Genomic DNA, 12,380 nt, shown 5'->3' on the forward strand with positions numbered 1-12,380 from the left:
AATGTTTTTCTATAATCTCATAGATTTTATCAGTAAATTTCATGCAAGCAAATATTTTTTTGTGTTAGAATTAAATTAATTATTAATTAAAAAGGGGTAATAATTTGGAAAGTTCTGAAAGCATCAAAAAAATTTACAATTTCAAAGAAACGGATAAAGACAATCTTGAGTCTTTATGCGCTGCAGCAAGACAAAACGTTGACAACTTTATAGAAAACCTGTATAACTTTCTTAGTACCTTCCCAGATTATCACAAATTTTTAGGCAAACAGGAAGTTAGAAAAAGACACGAAGAAAAGTTTAAGGTTTGGTTTATAGATCTTTTTTGTGGAAAATATGACGAGAGCTACATTATAAGAATTCAAAAAATTGGACAAGTTCACGCAGATATGGGACTACCTACTCATTACGTTAGCGCTACAATGAGTTTTATAAGAAATTATATTCATCAAAGAATACTTCTTTCCTGTCCTAATGAGGAAGAGAGAAAGAACTGTAGAGAATCTGTAGACAAGATTTTAGACATAAACCTCGATATATTAACCAGCTCATATGTAGATGAGAACAAAATCTATATAGCAAGAACAAAAATAGAAAGCAAAATAGTAAGGATTAGTTCAAAAATATCTTATTATTTTGACATTGCACTGATATTAGCGCTTGTATTTACAAGCTTTATGATATTTGTGTTATTCTTGTCAGATATCTACAACTTCTTAAGGAGCGCTTCTTCTTTTGAGACTAGCGTAGTAAACATACTTGGCGCTATGCTTATAATCTGGACTATTAGAGAGCTTTTAGAAGAAGAGTTAAAAAGGTTAAAAGGGAAAAAATTTGCGCTCAATATATTCATAAGTCTTGCAATGGCAGCCATGTTAAGAAAAATATTAATATTTTCACTTGAGCCTCACAACTCTGTGGAGGTAATAGTGCTTGGCTTCCTGGTATTGATACTTGGAATAGTATACTGGCTTATGAATAAGAGCGCTATTTAGCCATTATCGATTCAGCAAACCTTTTTCCCATTTCGTATGCTCTCTGACAGTCTTTAGGAAAAACTTCCCTTCTCCTTCTCTCCTTTGCTTCTACGTCAAATTTTGGCGCAACATACTTAGAATAATCTGTAAACTGATAGGTATCTGTAACATACATTACCTCTACTGAGCCAAAAACTCTTGAAATCATAAACTCAGTTCTTTCGAATATCTTCTTGTAGGAGAGCTCTTCCATCATCTTCTCATTTACGCCCATAGTATAGATAAATCCAACAGGCATCTTTCTCTTAAAAAGAGTAGAATAATTTTCGTCATAAACCATATATGGAAAAAGAAGCCTTTCTAAAAAGCACCTCATTTGCCCTGTCACGCTTGAAAAATAAATAGGAGAACCAAGTATTAAAGCGTCCACGTCTTCTTCAATTTTCTTTAAAATAGGCTCTAATTCATCTTTTACTGAACATCTGCCATAATTTTTACCTCCCTTTAACTTACAATTGAAACAGCTTGCACAACCTTTGTAATTTAAATCGTAAAGATGAACTATTTCAGCGTTTGCGCCTTTTGAAACAGCTCCCTCAATAGAATACTTTAACAGCGTTCCAGTATTAAAATCTTTTCTCGGACTCCCATTTATAGCTAATAAATTCATAACAAACCTCCCATCTAACTAAGCTAAAAATAAAATAAAAATATAGAATTCAGGTATATTGTTACTTATTATAATTCAAAAATATACTTAAGTTTTTAAAAATCTTTAATAATATCTAACACTAACCATTACATCATTCTCTAAACTAATTACTATAATTATATTTATATATTGTGATAAAATAATATATATAAACATATCAGGAGGTAATTAAATTGAAGGAGATTACATATAAGATTCATCCAATAGTTTTAGGAAGCAAAAGCTTTGACAAGAGCATGATGACCTATCAGTTCAACTATGGTAAGCCTTTTGTGATCCCTATTTATAGCTGGTATATAGAAGGTGGCGATAAAAGTATTTTAATAGATACAGGCGAATTTATGCCCCTAAAGTCCAAAGACAGAGAAGATGCGCTGGGAGCAAAAATATATAGCTTTGAAGAAGGGCTTGGAAAGTATGGACTTACCCCTGAAGGAATAGACATTGTAATTCATACCCATCTACACAACGATCACTGTGAAAACGATTCAAAGTGCAAGAATGCAACATTCTACGTTCACGAAAACGAGCTAAAACAAATTCACAACCCTCACCCTTTAGATTATAGATATATGGAAGACTTTATTTTAGACGTAGAGGAAAACAATCAAATCGTTACCTTAAAAGGTGATACCGATATCTTGCCTGGCATAAAAACGATATATACGCCTGCACACTCGCCTGGTGGAATGTCTGTATTGATTAACACTGAGAAGGGTAAAGTTTTAATAACAGGATTTTGTGTGATAGACGAAAACTTTAACCCACCACCACAAGTACTGGGAATGGGAATGGAGGTAATTCCACCTGGGACTCTGATAAATTCATACGAAGCATATGATATTTTAGTAAAAGTTAAAGAGCTGGCTGATATCATAGTTCCTTTGCATGAGCCAAGGTTTGCAAAAATAGAAACAATTTAGACACATCTAATCAGTAAAGACCTGGCTTAAAATGCCAGCTCTTTTTTATTTTAAGCAAATTTATCATTATATTTCTTCCAAAATTTCTGAGAGATATTTAAAATGCAATAAGGTCCTAAGAGGGCATTTAATTGGATAGAATATCCAATTTGTTTGCTAAACTCATAATATTCTTCAACCAATTCTGAGATTAAAGAATCTTTTATATTTTTAAAGTCTTTTTTGCGAATATTTTTAGAGATTTTTTTAACCAGCTCAGATTCAATTAAAAATTTCTTAGCAAGCTTTTCACTAAAATCTTGATCCACAGACATTTTATAATTTACCCTTCAAAATATAATAATAAATTATAAACTTATTTTTTAATTAATGTCATTTTTGCTTAAGTTCTTTGTATAGATAACTTCACCGCCTTCTTTTTTTATAAAATTTAATAGTTCATTAATTGATATTGGCTAAGACAAATATTTCATAGCTTTAAATACAGACATAGTTTTTTTACTGCAAAACACATAAATAGCTGCACACTCTTTTAAATCAAGTATGTGTTAATTATCATGAAAACTAACCCTTTTTTATCACGAATTTTAACCCACCCTTGTTGTTCATAAAATTAATCTTTTTTATCCCTTTCTATTTTTTTGAAGAGTTCTTTCATTCTATAACTCTTTCCAGTTATCAAAAAGGGATAATTGTGATCTAACAACCTGTCTAATATTGCTGATGCTACTACATCATCTCCAAATATTTCACCCCATTCTTCAAATGGCTTATTAGTGGTCAATATTATAGATTTCTTTTCATATCTCTTTGACACAAGTTTAAAAAACAGAGATGAAGCAGACTTGTTGACTTCAAGGTAGCCAAGCTCATCAATTATTATTAAGTCTATTCTTGACAGTAATTCTACATACTCAGCTATCTTAGCGCTAATATTAGCTCTTATTAGTTCTGTCATCAATTCCTCTATGACTCTTGTTTATTACAATATTTCCTTTATTTTTTGGTATTGTATGCTCAGCTATTAATTTCTTAGTCTGTGAGTATATATAAAGCTTTATTCCTTTATAGGTTGTAACCCAAGCCTCTTTACCTGAAAAATAATGCGGTACAGAATATCTGTTACCATTGTAGCTTATTAGACAATCTGAAGTTATCTTTCTTGATTCAAGAAATGATGATAAAAATAGCTCTTTTTCAGGCAAAGAAATTAAGAGTTCTCTCTCTCTTTCAAAGAACTGATTGTGGCGCTCAATAAAGTCAAATTGTTTTTCTACCTTATTCTTCAAAGAATTCTTCTAATATAGCGTTGTGCTAACTAACACAACGCTATTAGGATTGGTCGCAATCCCTTATTCTTCAGGGAATTTTTCTAACGAGGACAAAAATGACTAATCTTTGGTGTTCTATTCACACTGTCGCAATCCCTTATTCTTCAGGGAATTTTTCTAACAGGACGAGGCTATATTTTAAAAGAGTTTCAAGGGTTCATTAAAGTCGCAATCCCTTATTCTTCAGGGAATTTTTCTAACTTTCTAACATTAATATCAAAGATGAAATCAAAGAGTATGAAGAGTCGCAATCCCTTATTCTTCAGGGAATTTTTCTAACCTTGGCAGGTGTGAACCTGCCTGCGAATTATTTTAGTCGCAATCCCTTATTCTTCAGGGAATTTTTCTAACATGGGGGAGGGATGTCGTCCAAGACAAGGACGGGTCAGTCCTGTCGCAATCCCTTATTCTTCAGGGAATTTTTCTAACTTTAAATGAAAGAAAAAAAATTAAGAAAGCTTGTTGTTAGTCGCAATCCCTTATTCTTCAGGGAATTTTTCTAACTGAAAAAATGAAAGAAGCTGTTTCACTTCTTTTATCGATGAGTCGCAATCCCTTATTCTTCAGGGAATTTTTCTAACAAAAAATGAAAAAATTAAAAATTTCTGAAATAGAGTCCTTTGTCGCAATCCCTTATTCTTCAGGGAATTTTTCTAACATAAGATAGTAGGCTTTTCAGGTTTTTTGGCAGGCATAAGTCGCAATCCCTTATTCTTCAGGGAATTTTTCTAACTTTTCTGGACCTGGAGGTGAAGTATGTTGAAGGTAAAGGGAGTCGCAATCCCTTATTCTTCAGGGAATTTTTCTAACAAGAAGAACTTAGAGAGATATTGAAAGACTTACGCCGGTGTGTCGCAATCCCTTATTCTTCAGGGAATTTTTCTAACTTCTCGCAACCTGCGATTTTTGTTTTCTCTTCACGAGGAGTGTCGCAATCCTTTATTCTTCAGGGAATTTTTCTAACTAGAAGATAAAATTTAAAAAAAGGAGGACAAAAATGACTAAGGTCGCAATCCCTTATTCTTCAGGGAATTTTTCTAACCAAGGCAGGGGTAAACCTGCCAAGAAGCTATTTCAAGAAAGTCGCAATCCCTTATTCTTCAGGGAATTTTTCTAACCGCGCCCTTCTTGGGGTGTGCACTTCTTAGTTCAGGAAATTTGTCGCAATCCCTTATTCTTCAGGGAATTTTTCTAACTACGGGCTTTATGTCCCACTTTTCTACGCTTACTCTGAAAGTCGCAATCCCTTATTCTTCAGGGAATTTTTCTAACTTTGGGAGGTGGTATCCGTATTACGAGGACCCCTCGTATAGTCGCAATCCCTTATTCTTCAGGGAATTTTTCTAACTACGGGCTTTATGTCCCACTTTTCTACGCTTACTCTGAAAGTCGCAATCCCTTATTCTTCAGGGAATTTTTCTAACTATAAGAGTTTCTTTGGTTTTCTTCGTCTTCTCCTAGTCGCAATCCCTTATTCTTCAGGGAATTTTTCTAACGCATGGGGGAGGAACGTCTTTATAGACGAGGACGGGTCCGTCGCAATCCCTTATTCTTCAGGGAATTTTTCTAACAAACAAAAAAGTGAAATACTGGAAGAGGCTAAACGAAAATTGGTCGCAATCCCTTATTCTTCAGGGAATTTTTCTAACTGGAGGGGCAGCCATACTGTTATGAGTCGGAGCCTTACGAATAGTCGCAATCCCTTATTCTTCAGGGAATTTTTCTAACACAATGAAATTGAAACTAGAGAGAAAAGTAGATTCACAAAAGTCGCAATCCCTTATTCTTCAGGGAATTTTTCTAACAGGACAAAAAGATGAAATTGACGAAAGTGGCTCCCACAGAAAGTCGCAATCCCTTATTCTTCAGGGAATTTTTCTAACGCGAGTCTAGTACAGGTAAAAGTACGATTGTATTTACGGGTCGCAATCCCTTATTCTTCAGGGAATTTTTCTAACTTGATGAAAAGGTTATTTTAGAACTTGATGCACTGTATAGTCGCAATCCCTTATTCTTCAGGGAATTTTTCTAACTAGAATTAGACTCGCTATATAGCGAGTCTAGTACAGGTGTCGCAATCCCTTATTCTTCAGGGAATTTTTCTAACTTTGGACTTGGAGGTGAAGTATGTTAAAGGTAAAGGTCGCAATCCCTTATTCTTCAGGGAATTTTTCTAACAATATGATTTTCAAATACTATAATAAGGAGGACTAACTAGTCGCAATCCCTTATTCTTCAGGGAATTTTTCTAACATGCATGGTAAAAATTTAATCTTATTTGATGAGTCGCAATCCCTTATTCTTCAGGGAATTTTTCTAACAATCAAGGAAATAATTAGGGATTTGCGCAAGTGCAAAGTCGCAATCCCTTATTCTTCAGGGAATTTTTCTAACCTGCAGTCTTCGTTTTTCTCTTCACGAGGCATTTATGTCGCAATCCCTTATTCTTCAGGGAATTTTTCTAACTCATGTCACACTCCGACCAGCGAGCAGCTGGCGGAGTTAAAAGTCGCAATCCCTTATTCTTCAGGGAATTTTTCTAACAAGGACGGATTTACGTCCTTTGTAACAGGTCAGCTCTTGTCGCAATCCCTTATTCTTCAGGGAATTTTTCTAACTAAAAAAAGCTATTAAATTTGAAAATAAGCATCAAAATAGTCGCAATCCCTTATTCTTCAGGGAATTTTTCTAACAATGAAGCCTACTATCTTATAGTAGGCTTCAGTGGCTTTCAGGGTCGCAATCCCTTATTCTTCAGGGAATTTTTCTAACAAGGTAGGTTTAAAAAAATGAAAAAAGAGAGTAAAAAATTAAGTCGCAATCCCTTATTCTTCAGGGAATTTTTCTAACTGGAACTGGACTACTCATAGGGTATATGCTCCAAACCCAAGTCGCAATCCCTTATTCTTCAGGGAATTTTTCTAACTGTACTTTATTGGAGTAAATATGTATCAAAAGAAGTAAAGTCGCAATCCTTTATTCTTCAGGGAATTTTTCTAACCATATGATGAAAATAACGGTGTAGAGGTTGGGGTTGAGTGTAGTCGCAATCCCTTATTCTTCAGGGAATTTTTCTAACTTAGACAGGCTACATATCTAATAAACTTAACATACAGTAAGGTCGCAATCCCTTATTCTTCAGGGAATTTTTCTAACCTCAAATCTTATAGACCCAACAAAGATACGTCCAGAAGCTAGTCGCAATCCTTTATTCTTCAGGGAATTTTTCTAACAATGGATGGTTTTTCCATCCAGGGAATAAATGGGGTGCTCGTCGCAATCCCTTATTCTTCAGGGAATTTTTCTAACTCAAGAGATTTACTAGGAATGGAATGGATGGTTTTTCCATCGTCGCAATCCCTTATTCTTCAGGGAATTTTTCTAACCTATGATTAGTCGAGAAGAGATTTATAGAATTTATCAAAATGTCGCAATCCCTTATTCTTCAGGGAATTTTTCTAACCGATTGTATTTACGACTAATGGCAACAGGAACATCGCTATGTCGCAATCCCTTATTCTTCAGGGAATTTTTCTAACTAGTCAATTTGCTTGAAGAGTGCAAAAAAAGCACTTTTCAAGGTCGCAATCCCTTATTCTTCAGGGAATTTTTCTAACACGAAACCTACTATAAAATAGTAGGTTTTTCAGGCTTCTTGGGTCGCAATCCCTTATTCTTCAGGGAATTTTTCTAACAAATGATAATGAAAATCATTGTACTATTGCTGACAAAAAAGTCGCAATCCCTTATTCTTCAGGGAATTTTTCTAACTGAAAAAAGGTTAAAAAAGATGATCATTAGCGTTGATGAAAGTCGCAATCCCTTATTCTTCAGGGAATTTTTCTAACTATCCTCATTGCTATATGCATGGTAAAAATTTAATCTTATGTCGCAATCCCTTATTCTTCAGGGAATTTTTCTAACGGAATATACAATATTGTGAAAGGAATGGTAGTTCCTGAGCAAGTCGCAATCCCTTATTCTTCAGGGAATTTTTCTAACATTTTTTAGTTCTTCTTGAACTTCTGAAGAAGTACAAGAGTCGCAATCCCTTATTCTTCAGGGAATTTTTCTAACTAAGAAAAAAAGAAGATTTGAAACAATACAAATATGAAAGTCGCAATCCCTTATTCTTCAGGGAATTTTTCTAACATTTTTTAAGAGCTTTAATTATTTTATGGTTTTTTGCAAGTCGCAATCCCTTATTCTTCAGGGAATTTTTCTAACTATTTATGCTTAATTCAGAAGATCCTGAATATTTTGAATAGTCGCAATCCCTTATTCTTCAGGGAATTTTTCTAACCTGTCCTGCAAGGGACAAGATCTACAAGTACCACTGGGAAAGTCGCAATCCCTTATTCTTCAGGGAATTTTTCTAACGGAAATGGAGTAGCAGTTAAAAAGTCCAAGAGGTCAAAAATTGTCGCAATCCCTTATTCTTCAGGGAATTTTTCTAACATTTGAAGCAGGGAATATGATATTAGCAATGAATGGAACTGGTCGCAATCCCTTATTCTTCAGGGAATTTTTCTAACGTAGATTAATGTTATTTAACAAGATGGGAAAGGAATTGATAGTCGCAATCCCTTATTCTTCAGGGAATTTTTCTAACACGTTGCCATCGACGTAGATGGTGACGTTTTTGGGTTTATATGTCGCAATCCCTTATTCTTCAGGGAATTTTTCTAACAAGGGCCAGCAAGGACATTCCCTTGCCGGCTCGCCCAAAGGTCGCAATCCCTTATTCTTCAGGGAATTTTTCTAACAAGTAGAAGAACAATATGGGTTGTACGTACCCAGATTTGGGTCGCAATCCCTTATTCTTCAGGGAATTTTTCTAACTTGTAAGATATGTGGAAGGGAAGTAGAAGAACAATATGGTCGCAATCCCTTATTCTTCAGGGAATTTTTCTAACTTAGGGTTGTTGCAACACAATGTAGACGAGGCTTTCAAAAAGTCGCAATCCCTTATTCTTCAGGGAATTTTTCTAACACAGCTTATTGGGGCGTCGGTAATTTTCCTAAGTGTTTTAGTCGCAATCCCTTATTCTTCAGGGAATTTTTCTAACCGACCGTGAGGCCGTCCTTTTTGAGAGTATGGATGGGTCTGTCGCAATCCCTTATTCTTCAGGGAATTTTTCTAACCATTAGTTTTTGGAACTTTGCCGAGGAGAAAGTATTCCTGTCGCAATCCCTTATTCTTCAGGGAATTTTTCTAACTTGAATACGTGAAGCACCATGGTGGTAGCTTCACAATAGGAAGTCGCAATCCCTTATTCTTCAGGGAATTTTTCTAACAGTTCAAGCAGATGACATCGTCCTTCAGGACGATGGCTCAAGTCGCAATCCCTTATTCTTCAGGGAATTTTTCTAACCAAAACGGTGTATGCGGTTACGAATTAAAAGGATTTGAAAGTCGCAATCCCTTATTCTTCAGGGAATTTTTCTAACATGAACTTCCATATCTATACATCTTGGACGAATGTTGTCCAGTCGCAATCCCTTATTCTTCAGGGAATTTTTCTAACAAGATATTTGGTCACTTGTTGCCATACTTAAGGAGTGTAAAAGTCGCAATCCCTTATTCTTCAGGGAATTTTTCTAACATATACACTCAATTTGGACGACCGTGAGGCCGTCCTTTTTGTCGCAATCCCTTATTCTTCAGGGAATTTTTCTAACGTAAAAAATGAGGGTAATTTTTGAAAAAATTGTAAGGTCGCAATCCCTTATTCTTCAGGGAATTTTTCTAACTTGGAATTTTAATTCCGAGAAGGTCTTTCTCGGAAAGTGTGTCGCAATCCCTTATTCTTCAGGGAATTTTTCTAACAAGGGAGCCTGTTATATACGGGCTCGACTACTTCAACAAATATATGTCGCAATCCCTTATTCTTCAGGGAATTTTTCTAACTGGTGTTGCGTACAATGTAGGTCTTGGAGAAATTCATAGTCGCAATCCCTTATTCTTCAGGGAATTTTTCTAACACGTGCCATGTGTGTACGGTAACAAGTGGGTGTTTAGTCGCAATCCCTTATTCTTCAGGGAATTTTTCTAACTAATCATATGAATCCAAGAGAAGATGTAATCAAAATTGTCGCAATCCCTTATTCTTCAGGGAATTTTTCTAACTGTGATTGGCTCATTGGAGCTGGACAGATCCGTTTTATGGTCGCAATCCCTTATTCTTCAGGGAATTTTTCTAACCAATTTTAGAGTCTTCGAACTTGAAGACTCTGATTTGCAAGTCGCAATCCCTTATTCTTCAGGGAATTTTTCTAACTTAAGACAGATAAGGAAGATTATTGATGAGAGAAAGAAAAATGTCGCAATCCCTTATTCTTCAGGGAATTTTTCTAACTTATTGATGAGAGAAAGAAAAATTGGCACGGGTTAGTAAAGAGTCGCAATCCCTTATTCTTCAGGGAATTTTTCTAACAAATGTAAAATCAGCAGTTGAAAAAGTAGTCTCTGTACCAGTCGCAATCCCTTATTCTTCAGGGAATTTTTCTAACCAAATTATTACTACAACAAAACCACAAGAAACAATACAGAAGTCGCAATCCCTTATTCTTCAGGGAATTTTTCTAACCTGTAGAAGGCTTACAAGAAAAAATATTCTTGATATTCAAGTCGCAATCCCTTATTCTTCAGGGAATTTTTCTAACTTGGTGGCGCAGCGAGCGTATTATTTGCAAAAGAAAAGTCAAAAGTCGCAATCCCTTATTCTTCAGGGAATTTTTCTAACAATTTCTTCTTTAAAATAATCTTTCTCACTACTTCCGTCGCAATCCCTTATTCTTCAGGGAATTTTTCTAACATGAAAAATTATTCAAAATACATTCAAGACTGAAAAATGTGTCGCAATCCCTTATTCTTCAGGGAATTTTTCTAACTATTGAAAGACAAAAATTTTATTTAATATCAAGGAAAATAGTCGCAATCCCTTATTCTTCAGGGAATTTTTCTAACATATTGATTCTGAAGTTTTTGGATTAAAGGGGGTGTTAAAGTCGCAATCCCTTATTCTTCAGGGAATTTTTCTAACAGAAGGTAAATCTCTCAAACAGTTATTGAGAGAAATACGTCGCAATCCCTTATTCTTCAGGGAATTTTTCTAACTGTAACCATTATAAACTTTGATTAATCAACGGTCAAATCAATATAATCCTGGAATAGGGTGGGTATGATTTTCTATCATAATTGCAGACGATACCCAATCCTCATCTATACCCTTATAAAGCCAAATAATTTCCCTAGGATGAAAACGAAGTTAAGCCATTTTTTGAACTTCAGTGGAATACCAGTATTTCAGTTAGAAAAAAAACGTTATTTTGTTATCAAAGTTCGATTTGCATAGCACTTATTACACTTATACACTTATTAATATATATATTATACTTTAAATAATAAAGTCAACAAGTTATAAGTTTAAGAAATTCCATTAACAAAGTAACAAAAATTCGAAACAGAACAATATTTGCAAGCATAAGGATGTACTAAACCATTTGGTAAAAAAATTTTATTCTCTAAAATATCCTTAACATTTTCGATTAACATCAAGGTTTTTTCTTTCATTTCACTAGAAACCTGTGTTTTATAAATAACTACTCTTTTCTCGGAAATATAATGTAATTCCACTTTATCTATGCCAGTTAAAATAGAATAAATAGATGTTTGAATAATATGAGAACTTGTAATATCAGATGGAATTCTGTTTGTAGTCTTAAAATCAATTATAGAATCTTCAGTTATAGCATCTACGATCCCCTTAAATCCTATATCATTAATATCTATATTGAAAGGTTCTTCTGAAGAAATTACCTTTAAATCTCTAGCAAATGGTTCATAAATCTTGAGCATAGCAAATAGATTATTTTTAATCTTATCTTCTTCATTAAAAGATAAGCTCAGTACTTCTGGGTTATAGTTTCGATATTCTTTCCAAGAACTTTCAAAATCATATCTATTTGTTTTAAAATACTTTGACAGAGCAAAGTGAAAAGCTGAACCAGCAATAGTATTTATATTAAATTTTGGTTGAACCCTATCTATATATTTTAATTTATACGCAAATGGACAAGTCAATAAAAGATTCAAAGAAGAAGGGCTTAGATTCATTTTATCACCTCCAATTAAAATTATGTTTAATCTCTATCTATAGTTAATGGACAAATTTTGTATGACTTTATATTTATTGCATAAACAGTACCTAAACAATCATAGAAACAAACTTTATTAAATGTTGATTGCATCTCCCCTTTGTAAAAACAAACAAGCGCAATGTTTTCTTTATAATTAGCATTTGCAGTTTTTAGTTTAGTCGAATTTAAAACAAATACTGTTAAAAGTACTAAAAATACCAAAAGAAATATAATTTTTAAATTCTTTTTCATTTTGACCTCCAAGATTTTAAATTAAATTAAAACTTCAGATCTA

The 12,380-nt window shown here is 34.1% G+C and carries 8 protein-coding genes and 1 CRISPR repeat array; of the genes, 2 read left to right on the forward strand and 6 right to left on the reverse strand.

The window, feature by feature from the left end; genetic code table 11:
- Positions 1-104: 104 nt before the first annotated feature.
- Complete coding sequence (locus tag THENA_RS08780) at positions 105-995, forward strand: protoglobin domain-containing protein (protein WP_013757047.1); 891 nt, start codon at positions 105-107, stop codon at positions 993-995.
- Here the strand turns inward: THENA_RS08780 and THENA_RS08785 are convergent.
- Complete coding sequence (locus THENA_RS08785) at positions 988-1,647, reverse strand: flavodoxin family protein (RefSeq protein WP_013757048.1); 660 nt, start codon at positions 1,645-1,647, stop codon at positions 988-990. The genes THENA_RS08780 and THENA_RS08785 overlap by 8 nt on opposite strands.
- 224 nt (positions 1,648-1,871) lie before the next feature.
- Here THENA_RS08785 and THENA_RS08790 point away from each other — a divergent pair, with 224 nt between their 5' ends.
- Positions 1,872-2,612, forward strand: a complete 741-nt coding sequence (locus tag THENA_RS08790) for an N-acyl homoserine lactonase family protein (protein ID WP_041438721.1) — start codon at positions 1,872-1,874, stop codon at positions 2,610-2,612.
- A 50-nt stretch (positions 2,613-2,662) separates the two neighbouring features.
- Here THENA_RS08790 and THENA_RS08795 read toward each other — a convergent pair whose 3' ends face one another.
- The 5 genes from THENA_RS08795 to THENA_RS08815 form a co-directional block, all read right to left on the reverse strand.
- Positions 2,663-2,920: a hypothetical protein gene (locus THENA_RS08795; RefSeq protein WP_154645350.1), complete on the reverse strand. Its 258-nt coding sequence runs from the start codon at positions 2,918-2,920 to the stop codon at positions 2,663-2,665.
- A gap of 305 nt (positions 2,921-3,225) precedes the next feature.
- On the reverse strand, positions 3,226-3,570 hold the full coding sequence (locus tag THENA_RS08800; protein WP_245523243.1) for an ATP-binding protein: 345 nt from the start codon (positions 3,568-3,570) through the stop codon (positions 3,226-3,228).
- Positions 3,548-3,901 carry a Mu transposase domain-containing protein gene (locus THENA_RS09960; RefSeq protein WP_407635117.1) on the reverse strand — a complete coding sequence of 118 codons (354 nt, stop codon included), beginning with the start codon at positions 3,899-3,901 and terminating at the stop codon, positions 3,548-3,550. The genes THENA_RS08800 and THENA_RS09960 overlap by 23 nt, the downstream gene beginning before the upstream one ends.
- A 52-nt stretch (positions 3,902-3,953) precedes the next feature.
- A CRISPR array of direct repeats spans positions 3,954-11,063; the repeat unit is 36 nt; unit sequence GTCGCAATCCCTTATTCTTCAGGGAATTTTTCTAAC.
- Positions 11,064-11,372: 309 nt separating this feature from the next.
- The gene (locus THENA_RS08810; protein ID WP_013757051.1) at positions 11,373-12,062 is read right to left on the reverse strand and encodes a PD-(D/E)XK nuclease family protein; all 690 of its coding nucleotides are present in this window, start codon (positions 12,060-12,062) and stop codon (positions 11,373-11,375) included.
- Between the two features lie 26 nt (positions 12,063-12,088).
- Positions 12,089-12,337, reverse strand: coding sequence for a hypothetical protein (locus THENA_RS08815; protein WP_013757052.1), 249 nt, complete (start codon positions 12,335-12,337; stop codon positions 12,089-12,091).
- Positions 12,338-12,380 lie beyond the last annotated feature (43 nt).

Origin of the sequence: Thermodesulfobium narugense DSM 14796, from assembly GCF_000212395.1 — a bacterium.
In the GTDB taxonomy this organism is placed as follows: domain Bacteria; phylum Thermodesulfobiota; class Thermodesulfobiia; order Thermodesulfobiales; family Thermodesulfobiaceae; genus Thermodesulfobium; species Thermodesulfobium narugense.

Excerpts from the sequence above, each read along its gene's own strand:
- THENA_RS08810 (WP_013757051.1), bottom strand. The coding sequence starts at position 12,062 with ATGAATCTAAGCCCTTCTTCTTTGAATCTTTTATTGACTTGTCCATTT.
- THENA_RS08785 (WP_013757048.1), bottom strand. The coding sequence starts at position 1,647 with ATGAATTTATTAGCTATAAATGGGAGTCCGAGAAAAGATTTTAATACT.
- THENA_RS08800 (WP_245523243.1), bottom strand. The coding sequence starts at position 3,570 with ATGACAGAACTAATAAGAGCTAATATTAGCGCTAAGATAGCTGAGTAT.
- THENA_RS08815 (WP_013757052.1), bottom strand. The coding sequence starts at position 12,337 with ATGAAAAAGAATTTAAAAATTATATTTCTTTTGGTATTTTTAGTACTT.